Source organism: Agreia sp. Leaf283 (assembly GCF_001422485.1).
In the GTDB taxonomy this organism is placed as follows: domain Bacteria; phylum Actinomycetota; class Actinomycetes; order Actinomycetales; family Microbacteriaceae; genus Agreia.
Map to the genome: position 1 here is coordinate 1533442 of NZ_LMNF01000001.1, position 22509 is coordinate 1555950.

At 68.1% G+C, this 22509-nt stretch carries 18 protein-coding genes; 9 read left to right on the forward strand and 9 right to left on the reverse strand.

The genetic code is table 11. The annotated features are described in order from the left end of the window. Positions 1–18 precede the first annotated feature (18 nt). Complete coding sequence (locus tag ASF51_RS06905) at positions 19–477, forward strand: DUF805 domain-containing protein (protein ID WP_055928073.1); 459 nt, start codon at positions 19–21, stop codon at positions 475–477. 360 nt (positions 478–837) lie between these two features. Next, a complete protein-coding gene (locus ASF51_RS06910) occupies positions 838–3066 on the forward strand; it encodes a DEAD/DEAH box helicase (protein ID WP_055926794.1) in 2229 nt (742 codons plus the stop codon). Between the two features lie 168 nt (positions 3067–3234). Here the strand turns inward: ASF51_RS06910 and ASF51_RS06915 are convergent, their stop codons facing one another. The 8 genes from ASF51_RS06915 to ASF51_RS06950 all read right to left on the reverse strand — a co-directional run bounded on the left by ASF51_RS06915 (position 3235) and on the right by ASF51_RS06950 (position 12025). Then, complete coding sequence (locus tag ASF51_RS06915; RefSeq protein WP_055926796.1) at positions 3235–3639, reverse strand: VOC family protein; 405 nt, start codon at positions 3637–3639, stop codon at positions 3235–3237. 4 nt (positions 3640–3643) lie between these two features. Continuing rightward, complete coding sequence (locus ASF51_RS06920; RefSeq protein WP_055926797.1) at positions 3644–5671, reverse strand: ABC transporter ATP-binding protein; 2028 nt, start codon at positions 5669–5671, stop codon at positions 3644–3646. A gap of 2 nt (positions 5672–5673) precedes the next feature. After that, positions 5674–7410: an ABC transporter ATP-binding protein gene (locus ASF51_RS06925; protein ID WP_055926799.1), complete on the reverse strand. Its 1737-nt coding sequence runs from the start codon at positions 7408–7410 to the stop codon at positions 5674–5676. Between the two features lie 100 nt (positions 7411–7510). Beyond that, a complete protein-coding gene (locus ASF51_RS06930; protein WP_055926801.1) occupies positions 7511–7789 on the reverse strand; it encodes a hypothetical protein in 279 nt (92 codons plus the stop codon). Positions 7790–7865: 76 nt separating this feature from the next. Next, a complete protein-coding gene (locus ASF51_RS06935) occupies positions 7866–8672 on the reverse strand; it encodes an energy-coupling factor transporter transmembrane component T (RefSeq protein ID WP_369797303.1) in 807 nt (268 codons plus the stop codon). Positions 8673–8689: 17 nt separating this feature from the next. After that, on the reverse strand, positions 8690–10483 hold the full coding sequence (locus tag ASF51_RS06940) for an ABC transporter ATP-binding protein (RefSeq protein ID WP_055926802.1): 1794 nt from the start codon (positions 10481–10483) through the stop codon (positions 8690–8692). Then, positions 10480–11046: an ECF transporter S component gene (locus tag ASF51_RS06945; RefSeq protein WP_082479607.1), complete on the reverse strand. Its 567-nt coding sequence runs from the start codon at positions 11044–11046 to the stop codon at positions 10480–10482. Before ASF51_RS06945 ends, ASF51_RS06940 begins: the two co-directional genes overlap by 4 nt. 61 nt (positions 11047–11107) lie before the next feature. Next, positions 11108–12025: an EamA family transporter gene (locus tag ASF51_RS06950; RefSeq protein WP_055926807.1), complete on the reverse strand. Its 918-nt coding sequence runs from the start codon at positions 12023–12025 to the stop codon at positions 11108–11110. Between the two features lie 85 nt (positions 12026–12110). On the opposite strand from ASF51_RS06950, the gene recQ reads away from it, so the two are divergent. The 3 genes from recQ to ASF51_RS06965 all read left to right on the forward strand — a co-directional run bounded on the left by recQ (position 12111) and on the right by ASF51_RS06965 (position 16089). Further along, positions 12111–14138 carry a DNA helicase RecQ gene (recQ, locus tag ASF51_RS06955; RefSeq protein ID WP_235497157.1) on the forward strand — a complete coding sequence of 676 codons (2028 nt, stop codon included), beginning with the start codon at positions 12111–12113 and terminating at the stop codon, positions 14136–14138. Positions 14139–14209: 71 nt separating this feature from the next. Then, positions 14210–14920 (forward strand): 1-acyl-sn-glycerol-3-phosphate acyltransferase, encoded by a 711-nt coding sequence (locus ASF51_RS06960; protein WP_055926808.1) that lies wholly within the window; start codon positions 14210–14212, stop codon positions 14918–14920. A 41-nt stretch (positions 14921–14961) separates the two neighbouring features. Then, the gene (locus tag ASF51_RS06965) at positions 14962–16089 is read left to right on the forward strand and encodes an AI-2E family transporter (RefSeq protein ID WP_082479609.1); all 1128 of its coding nucleotides are present in this window, start codon (positions 14962–14964) and stop codon (positions 16087–16089) included. A gap of 56 nt (positions 16090–16145) precedes the next feature. On the opposite strand, the gene ASF51_RS06970 is transcribed toward ASF51_RS06965, so the two are convergent. Further along, the gene (locus tag ASF51_RS06970; protein ID WP_082479691.1) at positions 16146–16607 is read right to left on the reverse strand and encodes a helix-turn-helix domain-containing protein; all 462 of its coding nucleotides are present in this window, start codon (positions 16605–16607) and stop codon (positions 16146–16148) included. Between the two features lie 64 nt (positions 16608–16671). Here ASF51_RS06970 and ASF51_RS06975 point away from each other — a divergent pair, with 64 nt between their 5' ends. The 4 genes from ASF51_RS06975 (at position 16672) to gap (ending at position 22409) form a co-directional block, all read left to right on the forward strand. Continuing rightward, positions 16672–17937 (forward strand): MFS transporter, encoded by a 1266-nt coding sequence (locus tag ASF51_RS06975; protein WP_055926810.1) that lies wholly within the window; start codon positions 16672–16674, stop codon positions 17935–17937. A 280-nt stretch (positions 17938–18217) separates the two neighbouring features. Beyond that, complete coding sequence (locus tag ASF51_RS06980) at positions 18218–20257, forward strand: acyl-CoA dehydrogenase (protein ID WP_055928087.1); 2040 nt, start codon at positions 18218–18220, stop codon at positions 20255–20257. Positions 20258–20352: 95 nt separating this feature from the next. Continuing rightward, positions 20353–21300: a GlxA family transcriptional regulator gene (locus tag ASF51_RS06985; RefSeq protein WP_055926812.1), complete on the forward strand. Its 948-nt coding sequence runs from the start codon at positions 20353–20355 to the stop codon at positions 21298–21300. Positions 21301–21407: 107 nt separating this feature from the next. Continuing rightward, positions 21408–22409, forward strand: coding sequence for a type I glyceraldehyde-3-phosphate dehydrogenase (gap, locus tag ASF51_RS06990; protein ID WP_055926814.1), 1002 nt, complete (start codon positions 21408–21410; stop codon positions 22407–22409). Positions 22410–22509 lie beyond the last annotated feature (100 nt).

Here is a 22509-nt window from a genome sequence, read left to right on the forward strand (position 1 = left end):
GAACCAAAGGAGCACATGATGACAACGCCCCAGCCCGGATACTCCAACGCAGTTCCCCTCTCGCAGCCGCTGTACGGAGCCTCGCTCGGCGATGCCGTGCGTCGCTTCTTCAAGAAGTACGCGACGTTCACTGGTCGCGCCAGCCGCAGCGAGTACTGGTGGTGGTACCTCGTATCGTTCATCGTCACGGGTGTGCTGCAGGGCCTGGCCCTCGCCACGGGCGGCGTGGGAGCGCTCGCGGAAGACGGAACCGCTCAGGCTCCTGGCGCCGGTTACTGGATCTTCACGATCCTCCTGCTGATCTGGGGACTCGCGACGATCGTGCCGAGCCTCGCCGTTCTCGTGCGTCGTCTGCACGACGGCAACTACTCCGGCTTCTTCGTCTTCATCGGCCTGATTCCCTTCGTCGGCGGAATCATCCTCCTGGTTCTCACCATCCTGCCCTCGAAGCCCGAGGGTGCGCGTTTCGACGCGTAACGACAGCTCTCACTGCGACATGCGGGGCCCGGACGGGCCTCGCATGTCGTCGTTAAGGGCCGGATCGCGCGATGCGAGTGACAAAGCGACGCGCGACGTGTAACGTTTACAGGTCGGCTCTAGACACCGCGATTTCGTCGCGGAAGGGTTTGTAAGTCTGGTGGGCCGGTTTTTCTTTGTCAGTGTATGGACGCACTGGCCAGCGGTCATTCGTGACGTATGCGAATACCCCCGTTGCTCATAAAGAAATTGTCAACGTATGACACGGCCCCGGGCTGCAGAGATTCCGGGTTCTAGCGAGATAACAGCCAATTCGGGTTGTTCTTTCGCCATGCAATCTAATAAAACCCGGAAAGTACCATGCCTAAATCCAACAAGTCCGGCGGCTTCAAGCCTGCCAAGAACTACGTGCCTAACGGCTCCAAGTCGAGCAGCAAGTCGCCCGGCCACCGCGGCTACCAAGCCGCCCCCGCATCCGGTGCGCCCAAGAAGGCCCGCTGGAACGCCGACGAGCGCGCAGCCCGCGCATCCGAGCGTCCTTCCTACAGCAACGAGCGCCCGTCGTACGGTGACCGCCCGCAGCGCACGGAACGTCCCGCATACGGTGACCGTCCGCAGCGTTCCGAGCGTCCGTCGTATGGTGACCGTCCGCAGCGCAGCAACGACCGCCCGTCGTACGGTGACCGTCCGCAGCGCAGCAACGACCGTCCGTCGTACGGCGACCGTCCTCAGCGCAGCGAGCGTCCCTCCTACGGTGACCGTCCGCAGCGCTCCAACGACCGCCCTTCCTACGGTGACCGTCCGCAGCGCAGCAACGACCGTCCGTCCTACGGCGACCGTCCGCAGCGTTCCGAGCGTCCCTCCTATGGTGACCGTCCGCAGCGCAGCAACGACCGTCCCTCGTACGGTGACCGCACCGAGCGTCCCTCCTACGGGGATCGCCCGCAGCGTTCCGAGCGTCCCTCCTATGGTGACCGTCCGCAGCGCTCCAACGACCGTCCGTCCTACGGCGACCGGCCGGCACGCACCGAGCGTCCCTCGTACGGCGACCGGCCTCAGCGCAGCAACGATCGCCCCTCGTACGGCGACCGCCCCGCTCGCACGGAGCGTCCGTCCTACGGCGACCGCACGGAGCGTCCCTCGTACGGTGACCGCCCGGCTCGCACGGAGCGTCCCTCGTATGGTGACCGCCCGGCTCGCACCGAGCGTCCGTCCTATGGCGACCGCACCGAGCGCCCCTCGTACGGTGACCGCCCGGCTCGCACCGAGCGTCCCTCCTACGGTGACCGCCCGCAGCGCAGCAACGACCGCGGCTCGGACTTCTACCCGAAGCGCGACGACCGCCCGACGGTCGGACACGCTCCTGTAGACGACGTCGTGCTCGAGCGCCTCGAGGCCCAGGCCACGACCGCGGTCGAGGTCGAGGGTGTCTCGTTCAAGGACCTCGGTCTGGGCGACAACATCGAGCGCCAGCTGCAGTCGATGGGAGCGCTCAGCCCGTTCCCGATCCAGGCTGCGACCATCCCCGACGTTCTCGCCGGAAGAGACGTGCTCGGCCGCGGCAAGACCGGCTCCGGCAAGACCATCGCCTTCGGTGCACCCGTCGTCGAGCGACTGATGGAGAACGGTGGAGCGAAGGGCCGCAAGCCCGGTCGCCTTCCCCGCGCCCTGATCCTCGCCCCGACGCGTGAGCTCGCCATGCAGATCGACCGCACGGTGCAGCCCATCGCCCGCGCCGTCGGCCTCAACACGACCACCGTGTTCGGCGGAGTTCCGCAGTTCAAGCAGGTCTCCGCTCTGCAGCGCGGCACCGACATCGTGATCGCGACCCCCGGTCGCCTCGAAGACCTCGTGGAGCAGGGTCGCCTCGACCTCTCCAAGGTCACCATCACGGTTCTCGACGAGGCCGACCACATGTGCGACCTCGGGTTCCTCGAGCCTGTGCAGCGCATCCTGCGTCTCGTCGCAGACGGCGGACAGCGCCTGCTGTTCTCGGCGACGCTCGACAAGGGCGTGGCCCAGCTGGTCAACGAGTTCCTCGTGAACCCGTCGGTGCACGAGGTCGCCGGTGAAGACCAGGCCTCCTCCACGATCGACCACCGCGTGCTGCTCATCGAGCAGCGCGACAAGCGCGAGATCATCCAGCAGCTCGCCTCGGGCCCCGGCAAGACCCTCGTCTTCGCCCGCACCCGTGCCTTCGCCGAAGAGCTGGCCGACCAGCTCGACGACGCCGGCATCCCGGCCACCAGCCTGCACGGAGACCTCAACCAGTCGCGCCGTACCCGCAACCTGCAGCTGCTCACGAGCGGCCGCGTCAACGTGCTGGTCGCGACCGACGTCGCTGCTCGTGGTATCCACGTCGACGACATCAACCTGGTCATCCAGGCCGATGCCCCCGACGAGTACAAGACCTACCTGCACCGCTCCGGCCGCACCGGCCGCGCGGGCAAGAAGGGCACGGTCGTGACGCTGATCAACCGTTCGCGCCAGCGTCGCATGGACGAGCTTCTCGGCCGCGCTGAGATCACGGCCGACACGGAGCACGCCCGCCCGGGCGACCGCCTGATCGACGACCTGCGCAGCGTGTAGTCACACCCCGCACCATCTGCCACAGCGGCAACGCGAAGCGCCCCCCTCCCTTCCGGGACGGGGGCGCTTCTGCGTTGCCGGAGAATCCGCTTCTCTCCGGCGTATCGGCTGCCGGTCGTCCGGCTGCGGATGCGCCGAACGGGCGCGGATGCGTCGCCGCGCAGGCCGTCAGCGGGCGTCGAGGGGGATGAGCGGCTTCTCTGCCCGAATCTTCATCTGCTGCACCGACCAGCTGTTGCCGTCGGGATCGTCGAAGAAGAAGAACGTGCCTCCGTCGCGCTCGCCGTCGAAGACCGAGAGGTCGCTGACCTCGACGCCGCGTTCGAGAAGCTCGGAGCGAGCGGCGGCTGCATCGGAGACGACCAGCTGCAGGCCCTTCATCGACCCGGGCTCCATCTGCGACATGCCGAACACGATCGAGCAGCCCGAGCCGCGAGGCGTGAGCTGCACGACCCGCATCTGCGGCGTTGTCGTGTCGTGGTCGAGTGCGAAGCCGAGCTGGTCGCGGTAGAAGCCGATCGATCGCTCGATGTCTGCCACCGGGAGCACGATGACCTCGAGTGTCCAATCCATGGGGTTACCCCTTCTCTTCGATGGCGGCCTCGTCGGTATCGACCTGCTCGCCGCGGAACTGCGTCATGTAGAGCGAGTAGTACGCGCCCCGGGCTTCGAGCAGCTCGTCGTGGCTTCCCTGTTCGACGATGCGGCCGTTCTCCATCACGAGGATGGTGTCGGCGTCGCGGATCGTGGAGAGGCGGTGCGCGATGACGAAGGAGGTGCGGTCTGTGCGGAGGGCGGCCATGGCGTGCTGCACCAGCAGTTCGGTGCGGGTGTCGACCGACGACGTCGCCTCGTCGAGGATGAGCAGGGACGGGTTCGCGATGAAGGCGCGCGCAATGGTGATGAGCTGGCGCTCGCCGGCCGAGACGCTGCCTCCGTCGGCGTCGAGCACGGTGTCGTAGCCCAGGGGCAGCTGGCGCACGAAGCGATCGACCATGGTGGCCTGTGCCGCCTCGACCACCTCGTCGTCTGTGGCGTCGAGCCGTCCGTAGCGGATGTTCTCCCTGATAGTGCCTTCGAAGAGCCAGGCGTCTTGAAGAACCATGCCCACGCGCGAGCGCAGGGTGCCCCGCGAGAGCTGCGTGATGTCGACGCCGTCGAGCAGGATGCGCCCGCCGGTGAGTTCGTAGAAGCGCATGACCAGGTTCACGAGCGTCGTCTTGCCCGCGCCGGTGGGGCCGACGATGGCCACCGTGTTGCCGGGCTTGGCCTCGAGGGAGAGCGACTCGATGAGCGGCTTCTCGGGGTCGTAGCTGAACGACACATCGTCGAAGCGAACGTGTCCGTCGGTGCGTGCCGGCAGCTCGGCCGTGACCTCGTCGGGGCTCTGCTCGTCGGCGTCGAGAAGCTCGAACGTGCGCTCGGCCGATGCGACGCCGGACTGCAGCATGTTCGCCATGCCTGCGATCTGGCCGAGGGGCTGCGAGAATTCGCGCGAGTACTGGATGAACGCGGTCGCGTCGCCCAGGGTCATCTGCCCGGATGCGACGCGCAGGCCGCCGACGACGGCGATGAGGACATACGACAGGTACGACACGAACGTCATGGCGGGCATGATCATGCCCGATACGAACTGCGCGCCGAAGGATGCGGAGTAGAGCTTCTCGTTGCGTTCGTCGAACTCGGCGACCATCTCTTTGTCGCGACCGAACACCCGAACGAGCTCGAGCCCCGAGAAGGACTCCTCGATGTGACCGTTCAACGAGCCCGTGTTCTTCCACTGGGCCGCGAAGAGCTTCTGCGAACGGGAGCCGATGACACCCGCGATGACCGCGGACAGGGGAAGTGCGATCAGTGCGATGAGGGCCAGTTGCCACGACACGATGAACATGACGATGACGATTCCGATCACTGTGAGGGCGGATTGGACCAGTTGCGAGAAGGCCTGCTGCAAGGCGGCCTGGATGTTGTCGACGTCGTTCGTGACGCGCGACATCGTGTCGCCGCGCTGGCGCGAGTCGAAGTAGCTGAGCGGCAGCTTGTTGATCTTGACCTCGATGTCTTGACGGAGGCGGAAGACCACGCGCATGACGAGGCCGTTCAAGATGTAGCCCTGCGCCCAGTTGAGCACCGAGGCGACGATGTACATGAGCAGAACGATGATGATGAGGCGGCCCAGCACCATGAAGTCGATGCCCTGACCGGGAACGATGTTGGATTTCTCGAGGAGATCGGCGAAGTCATTGTTGCCCGAGGCTCGTGTCTCGGCGACGATCTGAGCGAGGGGAACGCCGGCTGGCAGCTGGGAGCCGATCACCCCGTTGAAGATGGTGTCGACGGCCTGCCCGAGGATCTTGGGCGCGATGACGGTGAGTACGACGGAGATGACGACCAGCCCGACGACGATGCTCATCTTGGCCCGTTCGGGGCCGAGCAGCCCGACCAGGCGTTTGGCCGAGGGCCAGAACTGCTGCGCCTTCTTGGCCGGCGCGCCCCCGAACATGTCACCGTCGGCTTCAGTGGGAAGGTACTCGACCTCGAGCTCGTCGATGACCGTGGGCGTCTCGTCGGTAGACGACGAGCTCTTCTTCGTGTTGCGCGCCATGATCAGGCCACCCCTTCGATGCTCATCTGGGATCCGACGATCTCTCGGTACGTCTCGCTCTCGTCGAGCAGTTCGTCGTGGGTGCCGCGCGCCACGATGACCCCGTCGTTGACGACGAGGATCTGGTCGGCGGCCCGGATCGTGGAGATGCGCTGGGCGACGATGATGACGGTCGCGCCCCGGGTGGCCGCGAATAGGGCCTCGCGCAGACGGGCGTCTGTGGCGACATCGAGTGCGGAGAAGGAGTCGTCGAACAGGTAGACCTGCGGGTCTGCCACCAGTGCTCGGGCGATGCAGAGCCGTTGTCGTTGCCCGCCCGACACGTTGGTGCCGCCCTGCGAGATGCGCTCGTCGAGCCCCTTCTCCTTCGCCCGCACGAAGTCGTCTCCCTGTGCGACCTCGAGGGCCTGCCACAGCTGCTCGTCGCTGGCATCGGGGCGACCGAACCGCAGATTGGATGCGATGGTTCCCGAGAACAGATAGGGCTTCTGCGGCACGAGACCGACGAGGTGGGCTATCTGGCGCCGGTCGAGATCGGAGACAGGCACTCCGTCGATCGTGACGCTGCCGCCCTGCGGGTCGTAGAGCCGGGGGATGAGATTGAGCAGCGTGGTCTTGCCCGCCCCGGTCGATCCGACGATCGCCGTGGTCTTGCCCGGTTCGGCGACGAAGGAGACGTGATCGAGAACCGGGCGCTCCGCTCCCGGATAGCCGAACGTGACGTCGGTGAACTCGACACGGCCGGCGCTCGGGATGCGCGGCGCCGGCTGCACGGGCGCGGCCATGCTCGGCTGCGTGGAGAGTACCTGGCTGATGCGCTCGGCGCAGACGACGGCACGGGGGATCATCATGACCATGAAGACGCCCATCATGACGGCGGTGAGGATCTGCAGCAGATACTGCAGGAACGCCGTGAGGGAGCCCACCTGTATGTCGCCGGCGTCGACTCTCTGGCCGCCGAACCACAGCACGGCGGCTGTGGCCAGGTGCAGGATCATCATGATGGCGGGGAACATGAGCACGAAGAGGTTGCCGACCTTGACCGACACGACCGTGATGGCCTCGTTGGCGCGCTGGTAGCGCTCGGACTCGAACGGCTCGCGCACGAAGGCGCGCACGACCCGGATGCCCATGATCTGCTCGCGCAGAACGCTGTTGATTCCGTCGATGCGGTCTTGCATCAGACGGAACAGGGGCAGCAGCAGGAAGACGAGGAAGCCGACGATCACGAACAGCAGCGGCACCGAGACCCACACGAGCCAGGACAGCCCCGCGTCTTCGCGGAGGGCGAAGATGATTCCGCCGATGCACATGATCGGCGTCGAGACCATGAAGTTGAGCATCATCAGAACGAGCATCTGCACCTGCTGCACGTCGTTCGTGCCGCGGGTGATCAGAGTGGCCGTTCCGAACTTGGCGACGTCGATGGCGCCCAGGGTGTCGACCTTGCGATAGATCTCGCGCCGCAGGTCGCGACCGACGGCCATGGCCGTGCGGGCGCCGAAGTAAATGCCCGCGATCGCGGTGGCCACCTGCACGATGCAGGCGAGCAGCATGGTCATGCCGGTCGACCAGATGAAGTCGGTGTCGCCCGTCGACACGCCCTTGTCGATGATCTGCGCGTTGAGGCTCGGAAGGTAGAGGGCCGCGAGTGTCGAGACGAACTGGAAGACGACGACGGCGATAACCCATCCCGTGTAGGGCTTCAGGTGATGGATGATGAGGCGGATGAGTTCCACGGTGGTTCCTCACGAGGGCGACAGGAGTGAACGTGCTGTGCGCCCATCGTAGGAGGCACCGGTGACACTCGTGTAGAACGCTATTCCTAGTTGGAATGATTTACAAACGTGTGCCGAAGCGTCGAGGCCTGGTCGTGGGCGTCGACGCGCTCGCCGACAGCATCCAGAGGGCGAGCCGGCGCTCGCTCGGAAACCGCGAGTCGATCTTCGGGGACCTGCCGTGAGCCGAGTGGAAGGCCGCGACCGCATGGCGGTACGCGTCGTCGTCGGTCCACGTGCTGCGGTGCACGATCGGTGCCCGCGATCGTCGGGGGAAGAGCCCCAAGATGCGGCCGGTCGCGGCTGGATGGTTGCTGCGGGTGAAGACGGATGGCATCATCGCCTGTCCTTTCCACACATTCTGTGAAGGGGAGTCGGATGGGCCCCTCACTTGAAGAGACTCCCTCACCGCCCGATCATGACGCGAAGACGATGACCACAACGGCGGTCGCGGCCCAGAACGCCACGATGAAGAACCAGTCCCTCGCGCGGAAGGCGATCGAATAGCGCTCGGTGCGCGTCGGATGGGCACCGAACGCGCGCGAGTCCATGGCCAGAGCGACCCGCTCGGCGTGCCTGATCGCCCCCGCCAGCAGGGGCACGACGTAACCGGCCGTGCGCACAAGCCACGCGATCGGACCCCGCCCATCCGAGATGCCGCGCACTCGATGCGCCTGCCTGATCACCTCGAGCTCGTGACCGAAGCGGGGCACGAAGCGGAACGCGGCCAGGGCCGTGTAGCCGAGCCTGTAGGGCACACGCAGCTGCTGCACGAGAGATCGCACGAGGTCGGGGCCGGTCGAGGTGAGGCCGCCGATGAGTGCGAGCAGAACGATGGCGGCGAGCCTCAGTGCGGTGGCCAGCCCGATGAGCCAGCCGCCCACCGTGAGGTGAAGCGGCCCGGCCTCGACGATCACGGTTGGATCGGCCGATGCCGCCGGATCGGCCCAGATGCCGAAGCTCACAGACATGACGCCCACCGCTGCGGGAACCGCGAGGAGCAGGAGCAGCAGCGTGCGGGCATGCAGGTGCGCGCCGATCACGAGAAGCGCGAGGGCGACCAGGCAGAAGACGAGGGGCGTCATGACGTCGCGCGTGAAGAGCAGCAGCGCCATGGCGGGCACGGGTGCCGCGATCTTGGAGAGCGGATTGAGCCGGTGCAGAAAGCGCCATGGGCCGAAGTCGGCGGGCGCGGCGTAGGGGTCGATCGGTGGCTTCGACACGGCAGCGCGAGACGGGGTCACGAGGTCGGCCCCGAGGGCAGGTCGCGGAGCCGCGTCACGGATCGCCACGACGGATGCCGCTCGAGCTCGCGGAAAGCCCTGGCCAGCGGCGGCCTGCGCAGCCCCGCTCCGTCGAGCGCATCGGATGCCAGGACAGAGGCGGTGGGCCCGAATGCCGCGACCCTGCCCGAGTCGAGAACGAGGATGTGGCTGCTGTGCTCGGCCACGAGCTGCAGGTCGTGCGTCACGACGAGCACGGTGGTGCCCTGAGCGTTGAGTCCGTCGAGCAGGGTCAGCAGTTCCGAGGCCCGCGCCCTGTCCTGCCCGAAGGTGGGCTCGTCGAGGGCGAGCAGCGGGGCGCCGTCGATGAGGGCAGTGCCCACGGAGAGGCGACGCTTCTGCCCGCCGGAGAGCAGGAACGGATGCTCGGCGCGCAGCTCCTGCAGATCGAAGCGGTCGAGCATGCCCGACACGCGCTCCTCGACGTCGTCGGCCGCGATGCCCTGGAGCCGCGGTCCGTGGGCGAGCTCCTCTGCGACCGTGGACTTGATGAACTGGTGCTCGGGGTTCTGGAAGACGAAACCGACCGTGCGGGCCAGCGTGCGCGCGTCGGCCTTGGCCGGGTCCAGTCCGAGAACGTCGATGCGACCCGCCGGTGCCCGGATGACTCCCGCGATGGCCTGCAGGAGGGTCGTCTTGCCCGCGCCGTTCGTTCCGACGATCGCCACGAACGAGCCGCGTTCGATCGTCACGTCGATGCCGTTCAGGATGCGGGTGCGCCCGCGATCGAGGTCGAGTGCGGTCACGCGCACGGCCGGCTCCGCGGCTGCGGGTGCTCGGGCGGCGCCCGCCTCGTGCACGGCGCCCGTCGCGCCCGCCTCGGGGACCGCGCCTGCAATGACCGGCGCGGGGAGGGCATCCTGCGCGTCGAGCGCGGCCGTCAGCTCGCGCGGAGTGAGGGGGAGGGGGTCGAGTCGGATGCCGGCTTCGCGCAGTCGCAGCGCCGCGAGCAGGGCGACAGGCAGCCAGACGCCGAGCCGCATGAGCTCGTCGACCCGATCGACGAGCACCTCTCTCGCGGGGCCCTGGATCGCGAGTCGCCCGTTCCTGTCGAGCACGATCACGCGGTCGACGAGCTCGATGGCCGCGTCGAGGTTGTGCTCGACGAGCACGATGGCGTGGTCGCCGCTGTCGACGAGGCTCCGCAGCACCGCGTAGACCTCGTCGATTCCGGCCGGGTCGAGGTTGGCCGTCGGCTCGTCGAGCACGAGCACGGCCGCCTTCATCGCGAGGGCGCAGGCTATGGCGAGCCGCTGTCGACCGCCGCCCGAGAGCGTGTCGGGGTTGTCGCCCCGACGCTCCCACAGGCCCACCTGGCGCAGGCTCTCCTCGGCCCGCGACAGAACCTCCGCCCGATCGAGGAGCAGATTCTCCGGGCCGAACGCCACCTCGTCGAGAAGGGTGCCCGTGACCATCTGCGAGTCCGGATCCTGGAACACCATCGCCACGCGCTCGCTGAGCCGAGCCACCGTCTCGTGAGCCGTGCGCATCCCGCTCACGGTCACCGTGCCCGTGAGCTCGGCGGGAACCGCGTGGGGCACGAGCCCGTTCAGGGCGAGCGCCAGCGTCGACTTGCCGCAGCCCGAGGGGCCGAGCAGCAGCACGACCTCGCCCGGATCGACGTCGAACGTCACGTCGGTCGGGGTCGTGATGTCTCGACCGTCGTGCCGGATCGACACGGACTGCACACGCACCGCGGGCGTCGCGCGCGACTCCTCCGACGCCGCGTCCTGCGGGTCCGCGACCGTCACGCCGCTGGGGTGCTGCGAGCGCGCTCGGAGCGCAGGCCGCGGGCGACGCCGGTGCGCACGAGCGCGGCGCCGAGCAGCACCGCGAGAGCCGTGAAGACGACGGGCGCGACGAAGTAGCCCGACATCAGCACGGCGCCCGAACCGGCGTCGAGGGCGTCTTTCGCAAGAGTTCTGTACATGCCGAGGGCGCAGACGACGCCGGCGACGACTCCGCCCACGAGGAACAGCCAGGTGCTCCAGCGGCGATACCTCGTGATGAGGAACGGCAGCTCCTGGAAGGCCCCGATGGCGATGGCGATGAGTGTCGCCCAGAACCCGAGGGGCTGCAGGGGAGCGGTGACGAGACCCGCGATGCCGGCGGTCAGCACGGCCACTCCTCCGCGCCTGATCACGTACTGGGCGACCACGCCGGGAACGAAATAGACGCCGATCGTGAATCCGTAGAGGAGCGGTGCGAGGGCCGCGACCGTGCCGCCGATCCAGGCGTTGAGCGCGAAGACGAGTCCGCCGGCGACGCCGATCGCGGCGCAGGTCAGAAGCAGCCGGGTGCTCACGTTTCTCATCGATCCTCCGCTGCCCAGCTTAGGGCAGGGTAACCAAACCACGCTGCCGGGCGGCGACCGCTCAGGCGAGTGACAGCATGGCGGCGGCGGCGAGCGCGAGAACCAGGCCGACCGCCTGGAGCGGGGCTATGCGTTCCTTCAGAACGATCGACGCCAGAATGATGGTTCCGGCCGGATAGAGGGCCGTGAGCACCGAGGTCACCGAGAGTTCGCCGAGGCGGAGTCCCGCGAGGATCAGGCCGTTCGCCGCCGCGTCGGCGACGCCGCACGCGAGGGCGAGGGCAAGGGCGGCGCCGAGGCCGGCTCCGCGGCCGGCCCTGTTGTCGGCCATGCCGGGTCGGGCGGATGCGGCGTCGGGCCGGGCCGTCGCATCCGATCGCCGGCGTGCGACGAGAAACGCCGCCAGCACGACCGCCGCCATGATCGCGCCGTTGACGGCGCGGTTGAAGAACAGGGGGACGAGCCCCGAGTCGCTGGGCGCGGCATCGATGGCGACCAGGAAGACGCCGATCGTGGCACCCGAGCCGATGGCCATCAGGATTCCCCGAAGGCTCGGACGCGCGGCATCCTTCTCGGGCACGAATCCGACGAGGACGACGGCGACCAGGGCGAGCGCCAGTGCGGCGTAACCGATGGGCTGGAATGCTGCGCCCCGCGCGAGCCCGATCGAGAGGGGAACGATGGCCGAGATCACTGCGGTCAGCGGCGACAGGATGCTCATGGGCCCGATCGCGAGACAGGCGTACAGCAACGAGATGCCGATCGCGCCCGAGACGCCGGAGATGCTGCCCCACAGCACCGCCTCCGCCGACCAGGCTCCGCCCACGAACGGGTACACGGCGATGAGCACGACCAGCCCCGAGCCGGCTGCGATCCCCGTGACGGCGAAGGGTGAGAGACGCCGCGAGGCGAGGCCGCCAAGGAAGTCCGCCGCGCCGTAGACGAACGCGCCCGCGAGGCCGAACAGGGTGACGAGCATGGACGTCGAGCCTAGCGGTGTCGGATCTGCACAGACACCGGCGCTCGCGGGCTCGGGGTCGGCGGGCGCCGGTACACTTCAGGGCGTGACGTGGAACGCAGACATCCCTTGGGACCCGGAGGCCGAACCGCCACCCCTCGACGACGAGCCGCCTTACGATCCGTACTACGACGAGGGGCCCGTTCAGCAGGCTCCCGCTCGGCAGGCTCCCCTTCGACAGGCTCAGGGAACGGATACCCCGTTCGTCGAGCCTGTCGAGACGACGCCTGTCGAGACGGCCTCGCCGGAGACCGCCGTCGAGGCCCTGCAGCGAGTGTTCGGGTACGAGACCTTCCGCGGCGACCAGGCCGCGATCATCCAGAACGTCATCGACGGCGGCGACACCGTCGTGCTCATGCCCACCGGCGGCGGCAAGTCGCTCTGCTACCAGATCCCGTCGCTCGTTCGCCGGGGCACGGGCATCGTGATCTCGCCCCTCATCGCCCTGATGCAAGACCAGGTCGACGCGCTCACCGCGGTGGGGGTGCGCGCCGCATTCCTCAACTCCACGCAGGATGCCGCGGAGCGGGCGCGCGTCGAGAACGCCTACCTCGGCGGGCAGCTCGACCTTCTCTTTGTGGCGCCGGAGCGGCTCTCCAGCGAGGCGACCAAGAGGTTCCTCGCGCAGGGCGAGATCGCACTGTTCGCCATCGACGAGGCTCACTGCGTCTCCCAATGGGGCCACGACTTCCGCCCCGACTATCTCGCTCTCTCCGAGCTCGCCGAGCGCTGGCCGCAGGTTCCGCGCATCGCCCTCACCGCGACGGCGACCGAGGCGACCCATGCCGAGATCACCGAACGCCTGGGCATGCAGCAGGCGAAGCACTTCGTCGCCAGCTTCGACCGGCCGAACATCCGCTATCGCATCGAGAACAAGGGCGAGGTACGCAAGCAGCTCCTCTCGCTCATCAAGGGCGAGCACCCCACCGACTCGGGCATCGTCTACGCGCTGTCGCGCAACACGGTCGAGAAGACCGCGCAGTTCCTGGCCGACAACGGACTGAAGGCGCTGCCCTATCACGCGGGCCTCGATTCGCGGCTGCGGGCGTCGACCCAGTCGCGCTTCCTGCGCGAAGACGGCATCATCATCGTCGCCACGATCGCGTTCGGCATGGGCATCGACAAGCCCGACGTGCGCTTTGTCGCCCACGTCGACCTGCCCAAGTCGGTGGAGGGCTACTACCAGGAGACCGGCCGCGCCGGGCGCGACGGACTGCCGTCGACGGCCTGGCTCGCGTATGGGCTCCAAGACGTTGTTCAACAACGCCGCATGATCGACGAGTCGCCGGGCGACCTCGCCCATCGCCGTCGGCTGTCGGCCCACCTCGACGCCATGCTCGCCCTGTGCGAGACCGTGCACTGCCGTCGGGTCAACCTGCTCGGCTACTTCGGTCAGCAGTCGACGCCGTGTGGCAACTGCGACACCTGCCTCGAGCCGCCCGAGTCGTGGGACGGCACCGTGGCGGCCCAGAAGCTGCTCTCCACCGTCGTGCGCCTGCAGCGCGAGCGCAACCAGCGGTTCGGCGCGGGCCAGCTCATCGACATCCTGCGCGGCAAGGTCACCGACCGGGTCACCCAGCTGAATCACCAGAGCCTCTCCACCTGGGGCATCGGACAAGACCTCAGCGACCAGCAGTGGAGGGGCGTCGTGCGCCAGTTGCTGGCCCAGGGCCTGCTCGCGGTGAACGACGACGGCTACGGCACCCTGGTGATCACCGAAGCGAGCGGCGAGGTGCTGGCCGGCAGGCATCCGGTGTCGATGAGGCGCGAGGCCGAACGCGCTGCCCGCAGTGTTCGCTCGTCCGGCTCGTCGAAGTCGAAGGCGGCGACGGCCGAACTCGCGCCGGCAGACCAGGAGCTGTTCGAGAAGCTGCGAGCGTGGCGGGCGGGCGAGGCGCGGGAGCAGAGCGTGCCCGCCTACATCGTCTTCGGCGACGCGACCCTGAGGGCGATCGCCACCGAGAGGCCCACCTCGCTCTCGCAGGCCGGAGGCATCACCGGCATCGGCGAGGCCAAGCTGCAGAAGTATGGCGAGGCGCTCCTCGAGGTCGTGGCGGGCGCGGCCGTATCCTGAATCGAGCATAGATACACCCTGTTCCGCAGTGCATGCCCTCAGGGCTATAAGCACTCTGTGAGACTGGGCGCATGCTCACCTTTCTCAGCCGCGCTCTGCTTGCGCCGGTCGCCCGCGCTGTCTACAGGCCCAAGGTGATCGGACGCGACAACGTGCCGAAGACGGGGAGGGTGCTGCTCGCGAGCAACCACCTGAGCTTCATCGACAGCGTCGTGCTCACCCTCGTCGCACCGCGCAACGTCTCCTTCCTCGCCAAGTCCGAGTACTTCACGGGCGAGGGTGCGAAGGGGTGGCTCTCTCGATCCTTCTTCTCCGCCATCGGCGCCGTTCCGGTCGACAGGGGCGCGGGCCAGGCGGCCCAGGACGCTTTGGATGCGGGACTCGCCATTCTGGAACGCGACGAGGCGTTCGCCATCTACCCCGAGGGCACCCGCTCGCGAGACGGACGCATCTACAAGGGGCGAACGGGTGCGGCCTGGCTGGCGATGAGCTCGAGCAGCCTGATCGTTCCGGTCGCTCTGATCGGCACCGAGAAGCTGCAGCCCGTCGGCTCGACCATTCCTCGGCTGCATCGTGTGTCCGTCGAATTCGGGCGGCCGATCGACGCGTCGGAGTATGGACAGGCCACGTCGGCCCGCGCGCGACGCAGGCTGACAGACGTGCTGATGGAGGACATCCAGCGCATGTCGGGCCAGGAGAAGGCCGGGGTCTATAACGAGGCGCCAGCCGCGTCGACCATCGAGAAAGTCAAGCGTGCATTGGGGCGCAACAGACCCTCCTAAGGTGGGGTGAGCGTGATCGACACGATAAGACGGGGGCTCGCATGCTGAAGAACAAGAGACGACACAGGGCTGCGATTCAAGAGCCGCAGTCGGACATCGTCGTCCCCGGCAGCACCGCCCTCCCGCCCGTCCGTATCAACGCGTTCCGCATCGGGCTCGTCGGTGGTCTCGGCGTGCTGGTGTCGATCCTCATCGGCGGGGTCATCGGCCAGCTGACGACAGTGCTGATCTACGTGGGCGTGGCCCTCTTCCTCGCGCTGGGCCTCGACCCCCTCGTGTCGTGGCTCGAGAAGAAGCTTCCGCGCTGGGCGGCGATCCTGGTGGTCTTCGCGGCGGTCATCCTCGGGTTCGCAGGCCTGCTCTTCACGATCATCCCCGTGATCGTCGACCAGATCTCCAATCTCATCACCAACTTTCCCGACATCGCCACGCGACTGGTGAACAGCGACTTCGTGAAATCGGTCGAGCAGCAGCTCTCCGGGGTCGTCGACTTCGACTCTATCGCCAAGAGCGTGACCGACTTCGTGAGCGATCCGAACAACTTCGTGAGCCTCGGCGGCGGCATCCTGGCCGTGGGCGTCGGCGTCGCCAGCGGAGTGACGGGCGCGACGATCGTGCTGATCCTCACGCTCTACTTCCTCGCGTCGCTGCGTTCGATCAAGCGCGTCACCTACCGCTTCGTGCCGGCCAGCAAGCGCGCCGGCTTCATCGACGTGTCGGAGGACATCACGTCTGCAGTCGGTCGTTACGTCGTGGGGCAGTTCACGCTCGCCGCCGTGAACGGTGTTCTCAGCGTTATCTTCCTCTGGTTCATCGGGGCGCCGCAGTTCGTGCTGCTCGCCTTCATCGCCTTCCTGTTCTCCCTGATTCCCCTCGTCGGAACCCTCACGGGCTCACTCATCATCGTGCTGACCTGCCTCTTCGCGTCGCCCTTGACCGCCCTGGTCGCGCTCATCTGGTACCTCGTCTACATGCAGGTGGAGGCCTACTTCCTCAGCCCGCGCATCATGAACCGGGCGGTCTCCGTTCCGGGCGCGGTGGTCGTGATCGCGGCGGTCGCCGGCGGCACACTTGGCGGCATCCTCGGGGCGCTCGTCGCCATCCCGGTGGCGGCGTCGACGATCATCATCATTCAGAAGGTCGTGTTCCCGAGGCAGGAACTGAAATAGCCCCTAGCCCCGGGCCCCGGGCCTCGGGCCTCGACTGCGCGTCGGCCGGCGGTCGACTACCAGGTGGTCGTAGCGCCCGGCCCGGGAACCATCGTGACGTCGGCGCATTCCAAGGTCGAGCCCGAGGCCGACACGAATTCGACGGACACCTCATCTGAGTTGCCATCGACGTAGAGCACGCTGGGCCCGAACTCGCTGGCCCGATGGGCGGTTCCCCACTCGCTGAGGGCGGCAAGCACCTTCTTGAGTTCGGATCCGGCCTCCGTAAGGTGGTAGCTCGACCGCTCACGCGAGCCGGCCTCCTTGTAGCTGCGGCGCTCGAAGATGCCCGCATCCACCAGGGTCGTCAGCCGCGCCGACAGCACGTCGGTGGGAACGCCGAGCCTGTCGCGGAACTCGGAGAACCGGCTGTCGCCCTGGAACGCGCTGCGCACGATCAGCACCGTCCACTTCTCGCCGAGCACCTGCATGGTGCGGGCGATCGAGCAGCGGGGCTGGGTGACGGATGCGTGCGGCATGGCCCCACGATACGTCTTGCGCATCTGAATTGGAAATTCCAAGTCAGGCGGGTATGGTGGCGAAATGACCGCTTCCGAGACCGCACCCGCTCGCGCCCGCCGACAGTGGGGCAAGAGGGGCAGTTTCTGGGCCGCCGCCTCCGTGCTCGCCCTCTGCCTCTGGGCCAGCGGCGCCCCGTCGACGCTGTACCCGAGCTACGCCGCGGAGTGGGATCTCTCTCCGGTCGTGACCACGTCGATCTTCGGCACCTACCCGGTTGCCCTGCTGCTCGTGCTCCTTCTCGCCGGGGGCATCTCCGACTCGATCGGCCGCAGGCGGGCCATGCTGATCGGCGTGGGCCTGATCGTGGCGTCGGCCTTGGTCTTCGCCGTCGCCCCGAACGTGGGCTTCCTCTTCGCCGGCCGGGTACTGCAGGGGATCGGAACAGGCTTCGCCCTCGGTGCCGCCAGTGCCGCGCTCGTCGAGAACAACCTCTCGAAGAACCCTCGCTTCGCGTCGGTGCTCACCACCGTGTCGACGTCGACAGGCCTGACCCTCGTGCTCTTCGTGAGCGGGGGCCTGGCCCAGTACGCGCCCTGGCCGCTGCAGCTCAGCTTCTGGGTGCTGTTCGTTCTCGCTGGTCTCGCCTTCGCCGTCGTGTGGTTCATGCGCCGCGACAACCCGCCGCGCGCCGTCGGCCCCGACGGGCGGCCCGTGCGCTGGAAGCCGTCGGGCATCCACGTGCCCCGCTCTCTGCTGCGCACCTTCATCGCCTCGACGCTGGGCGTGGTGGTGGCCTACAGCGTGGGCGCGATCTTCCTGTCGCTGGGCTCGTCGATGGCGCGAGACCTGACCGGCACCACGAACCTGCTGACCGTCGGCGCCCTGCTCGCCATCTCGTCGGTGGCGATCGGCGTCACCGCGCTCCTGCTGCAGAGGGTTCCGGCACATGTGTCTCTGATCGCGGGTGCGGTCATCAGCATCGCGGGCCTCGGCGTGATGGAGCTCACGGCCGCGCAGGGCTCGATCGCCCTCTTCGTGGTCTGGTGCATCGTGGGCGGGGTCGGCTACTCCTTCGTCTTCACCGGCGGGCTGACGCTGCTCAACCGCACCGCTCTTCCCGAGCACCGGGGCGGAACGCTCTCGCTGCTCTACCTGTTCTCGTATCTGCTGCAGGCCATCACGGCGGTCGTCGCCGGCGCACTGGCGACGGCCCTGGGGCTCAACGCGGCGATCGACCTCGTCGCCCCCGGCGTGGCTGTGCTGTGCCTCGCGCTCATCGCGGCCACCACGGTGGATGTCGCGGCGCGGCGACGCGAGGCGCGTCTCGTCGAGGTGTCGGCCACCTGATCGACGGCGTTGTGACGTTGTGGGGGAGTGCCTGCGTTCCGGGCGTTCGGCTGTAGACATCATCAACGCGCCGCCTCGGTCTGCGAGCACTGTTTGTAGGGCAGGGACGGTCGATTGTCGTGCTCGCTCGGGCGCTCGTAGCGTGGACGCAGAAGTCACGACAGCACGGAAGAGGCCAATGATGGTGGACGCGGTGAAGAACGAGACGAGCGGCAACAGCTCGATCCAGCTTGCAGACCGGATCGAGGAGAGCGAGAAGCTCGACGAGACGACGGCCGGCATGGCGATCGACAAGGCGGATGCCCGCATCGACACGGCCGCGCTCGGCCAGTACCTGCTGGGCACCTGGGCGGATGCACGCATCGCCGCCCGCAAGCTGACCGGCAGGCCCGAGATGCAGCGGGTCGACGGCCAGTCGCTGAAGGAGCACCGCGACACCGTCTTCCACCAGCTCGAGCTGCTCGTCGAGCACGGGGGAGTGCACAAGGCCTTTCCGAAGAGCCTCGGCGGAGAAGACGACCACGGCGGCAACATCGCCGGCTTCGAAGAGCTGGTCACCGCCGACCCCTCCCTGCAGATCAAGTCGGGCGTGCAGTGGGGCCTCTTCGGCGCCGCTGTTCTGCACCTCGGCACGCAGTACCACCACGAGACCTTCCTGCCCGCGATCATGAGCCTCGAGGTTCCGGGGGCGTTCGCCATGACCGAGACGGGGCACGGCTCCGACGTAGCCGCGATCGCCACCACGGCGACCTTCGACGTGGGCAGCCAGGAGTTCGTGATCGACACTCCGTTCCGCGGCGCGTGGAAGGACTACCTCGGCAACGCCGCCGTGCACGGCACCGCGGCCGTGCTCTTCGCCCAGCTCATCACCGAGGGCATCAACCACGGCGTGCACGCCTTCTACGTTCCCCTGCGCGACGCCGACGGGCAGTTTCTGCCCGGCGTCGGCGGCGAAGACGACGGGCTCAAGGGCGGCCTCAACGGCATCGACAACGGTCGCCTGCACTTCACCGACGTGCGCATCCCGCGCGAGAACCTGCTCAACCGTTACGGCGATGTGGATGTCGACGGCACGTATTCGTCGCCCATCCAGAGCCCTGGCCGCCGCTTCTTCACGATGCTGGGAACGCTCGTGCAGGGCCGCGTCTCGCTCGACGGCGCCTCGGTCGCCGCGGCCAAGGTGGCGCTGGCGATCGCCGTGCGCTACGGCAACGAGCGCCGGCAGTTCACCGCCGGCAGCGACACCGACGAAGAGGTGATCCTCGACTACCAGGTGCACCAGCGTCGGTTGATTCCGCTGATCGCCACGACCTACGCGGCGAGTTTCGCCCACGAGCAGCTGCTCACCAAGTTCGACGGCGTCTTCTCGGGGGCGACCGACACCGACGCCGACCGCCAGGATCTCGAGACCCTCGCCGCGGCGCTCAAGCCGCTCTCCACCTGGCACGCGCTCGACACGTTGCAGGAGGCCCGCGAGGCCTGCGGCGGCGCGGGGTTCCTGGCAGAGAACCGCCTGGTCGGGCTCAGGGCCGACCTCGACGTGTACGCCACCTTCGAGGGCGACAACCATGTGCTGCTGCAGCTCGTGGCGAAGCGCCTGCTCACCGACTACAGCCGCCGCTTCGCCAAGGCCGATGTCGGCGTGCTCGCGCGCTACGTCGTGGAGCAGGCCGCCGATCGCACGGTCAGCGGCACGGGACTGCGCACCCTCGCGCAGAACCTGTCAGACCGCGGATCCGTGGCCCGCAGCGTCGAACAGCTGCGCGAGACCGGTGCGCAGCGTGCCCTGCTGACCGACCGGGTCGAGACGATGGTGGCCGAGGTGGCCGGCAGGCTGCGCCCGGGAACCAAGTCGTCGAAGCAGGTCGCCGCAGACCTGTTCAACGCCAACCAGAGCGCCGTCATCGACGCGGCCAGGGCTCACGCCGAACTGCTGCAGTGGGAGGCGTTCACCGACGCCCTCGACGAGATCGACGACGAGGGAACCCGCATCGTGCTCACCTGGGTGCGCGACCTCTTCGGCCTCGGGCTCATCGAGAAGCACCTGGCCTGGTACCTCATCAACGGCAGGCTCTCGCCGAAGCGCGCCCAGGCGGTGACGGCGTACATCGACCGCCTGATCGCGCGCCTGCGGCCGCACGCCCAAGACCTGGTGGATGCCTTCGGCTACGGCCCCGAGCACATCCGCGCGTCGATCGCCACGGGCGCCGAGGCCGAGCGCCAGAGGGAAGCGCGCGACTACTACGCGGAGCAGCGCGCGAGCGGCGAGGCACCGATCGACGAGAAGACCCTCTCGAAGAAGCAGAAGGAGCGCATCTAGCGCCTCGCCGCCCCCTGAGCGCACCAACACCCTCGTTCCCTGAGCGCACCAACGCCCTCGTTCCCTGAGCCTGTCGAAGGGGGCAAGCTGGGAACATGGCCAGCCACAACCACCGTGTCGCCGTGCTCGTGCTCGAGGGGGCGAAGCCGCTCGACGTCGGCATACCGGCGCAGGTCTTCTTGAACCGCCCGAGCATGCCCTACGACGTGCGTGTGTGCGGAGCGTCTCCGGGCCTGGTGACAGGAGGAGACGGCCTCTCGTATCACGTGGCCGATGGGCTGGAGGCCCTCACGCAGGCGGACACGATCTTCGTGCCGGGCTATCGGACGCCCGCCGAGATCGATCCGCCGCCTCACGTGCTCGACGCCCTGGTGGCCGCCCACGAGCGGGGCGCGCGGCTCGCTGCGATCTCGACCGGGGCGTTCGCGCTCGCGGCGACCGGCCTGCTCGACGGCAAGCGGGCGACCACCCACTGGCACTACACGCGGGCGCTGGCGAAGAAGCATCCGCTCGTGCATCTCGACGAGGACGTGCTCTTCGTCGACGAGGGCGATGTGCTCACGTCTGCCGGCGCGGCATCCGGGATCGACCTGTGCCTGCACCTCGTACGCCGAGATCACGGCGTCGCGCTGTCGAATCACGTCGCCCGCCGTCTCGTGGCGGCGCCGTATCGAAGCGGCGGGCAGTCGCAGTACGTTCCGCGCAGCGTGCCCGAGCCGCTCGGCGACCTCTTCGCGACCACTCGCGAATGGGCGTTGGCCCACCTCGCGGATCCGCTCACCCTCGACATGCTCGCCCGCAACGCCCGGGTCTCCGCCCGCACCTTCTCGCGCCGCTTCGTCGAAGACACCGGCTACACGCCGATGCAGTGGATGCTGCGGGCACGGGTCGACGTCGCTCGTGAGCTTCTCGAGAGCACCGATCTCGGCGTCGAGCAGATCGCCGCCCGGGTGGGGCTGGGAACCGGAGCCAATCTGCGGCTGCACTTCCGGCGCATCCTGGGCACGTCGCCGACCGAATATCGTCACACCTTCTCCGCCTGAGGTCATATCTCGCATGTGGCGAGATCCTTTCGAGTCGCGTCGTTCCAGCCACTGGTGACAGCGCGCCGGCCCGCCGAACATGGGAGGCGGAACGAAAGGAACCTTCCATGACTCGCATTGCCATCAACGGATTCGGCCGTATCGGGCGCAACACCCTGCGCGCTCTGCTCGACCGCGACAGCGCGCTCGAGGTCGTCGCCATCAACGATCTCACCGCCCCTGACTCGCTCGCCCACCTGCTCAAGTACGACAGCGCGCACGGTCGCTTCGACCGCGCCGTCGAGGTGGACGGGACCGACCTGCTCGTCGACGGCCATCGCATCCGGGTGATCGCCGAAGGCGAGCCCGCCGCCCTGCCCTGGGCCGAGCTGGGCGTCGACATCGTTCTGGAGGCCACGGGCCGGTTCACCTCCGCCGACGCCGCCCGAGCGCACCTCGCGGCCGGCGCCAAGCGCGTGCTGGTGAGTGCGCCCTCGGACGGCGCAGACGTGACGCTCGCGTTCGGCGTGAACACCGGTGCCTACGATCCGGCGCGCCACGTGATCGTCTCCAACGCCTCGTGCACGACCAATGCCCTCGCGCCGCTCGCCGCGGTGCTCGACGACCTGGCCGGAATCGAGCACGGCTTCATGACGACGGTGCACGCCTACACACAGGAGCAGAACCTGCAGGACGGTCCGCACCGCGACCTGCGGCGTGCACGGGCCGCGGGCGTGAACATCGCGCCCACCACGACCGGTGCCGCCAAGGCCATCGGGCTCGTGCTGCCGAACCTCGAGGGAAAGCTCTCGGGTGACTCGATCCGCGTGCCCGTTCCGGTGGGCTCGATCGTGGAACTCAACACGACGGTCTCGCGCGACGTCACCCGCGACGAGGTCCTCGCCGCCTACCGCACAGCCGCAGCGGGCGCGCTTGCGGGTATCCTCGACTACTCCGAGGAGCCGCTCGTCTCGAGCGACATCGTCGACCAGCCGGCGTCGGCGATCTTCGACTCCGCCCTCACCCGCGTCGACGGCAGGCACATCAAGGTGGTCGCCTGGTACGACAACGAATGGGGCTTCTCGAACCGGGTGATCGACACGCTCGAACTCATGGCGCGGGCGGCGTAGCCGGCGCGGGCCGAGGTAGTACCCCGGTACGACACGCTCCGGTCAAGACCGTCCTCTCGGGCGATTCGCCACACTCCGTCCACTTCTAACCTCGAAGAAG

What these genes read in the sequence shown, in the direction of transcription:
- ASF51_RS06930 (WP_055926801.1), bottom strand. Translation starts at nt 7,789, where the DNA reads ATGATGCCATCCGTCTTCACCCGCAGCAACCATCCAGCCGCGACCGGC.
- ASF51_RS06915 (WP_055926796.1), bottom strand. Translation starts at nt 3,639, where the DNA reads ATGGATTGGACACTCGAGGTCATCGTGCTCCCGGTGGCAGACATCGAG.
- gap (WP_055926814.1), top strand. Translation starts at nt 21,408, where the DNA reads ATGACTCGCATTGCCATCAACGGATTCGGCCGTATCGGGCGCAACACC.
- ASF51_RS06975 (WP_055926810.1), top strand. Translation starts at nt 16,672, where the DNA reads ATGACCGCTTCCGAGACCGCACCCGCTCGCGCCCGCCGACAGTGGGGC.
- ASF51_RS06950 (WP_055926807.1), bottom strand. Translation starts at nt 12,025, where the DNA reads ATGCTCGTCACCCTGTTCGGCCTCGCGGGCGCGTTCGTCTACGGCGCG.
- ASF51_RS06910 (WP_055926794.1), top strand. Translation starts at nt 838, where the DNA reads ATGCCTAAATCCAACAAGTCCGGCGGCTTCAAGCCTGCCAAGAACTAC.
- ASF51_RS06905 (WP_055928073.1), top strand. Translation starts at nt 19, where the DNA reads ATGACAACGCCCCAGCCCGGATACTCCAACGCAGTTCCCCTCTCGCAG.
- ASF51_RS06945 (WP_082479607.1), bottom strand. Translation starts at nt 11,046, where the DNA reads ATGAGAAACGTGAGCACCCGGCTGCTTCTGACCTGCGCCGCGATCGGC.
- ASF51_RS06960 (WP_055926808.1), top strand. Translation starts at nt 14,210, where the DNA reads ATGCTCACCTTTCTCAGCCGCGCTCTGCTTGCGCCGGTCGCCCGCGCT.
- ASF51_RS06920 (WP_055926797.1), bottom strand. Translation starts at nt 5,671, where the DNA reads ATGGCGCGCAACACGAAGAAGAGCTCGTCGTCTACCGACGAGACGCCC.
- ASF51_RS06980 (WP_055928087.1), top strand. Translation starts at nt 18,218, where the DNA reads ATGGCGATCGACAAGGCGGATGCCCGCATCGACACGGCCGCGCTCGGC.
- ASF51_RS06965 (WP_082479609.1), top strand. Translation starts at nt 14,962, where the DNA reads ATGCTGAAGAACAAGAGACGACACAGGGCTGCGATTCAAGAGCCGCAG.
- ASF51_RS06985 (WP_055926812.1), top strand. Translation starts at nt 20,353, where the DNA reads ATGGCCAGCCACAACCACCGTGTCGCCGTGCTCGTGCTCGAGGGGGCG.
- ASF51_RS06970 (WP_082479691.1), bottom strand. Translation starts at nt 16,607, where the DNA reads ATGCCGCACGCATCCGTCACCCAGCCCCGCTGCTCGATCGCCCGCACC.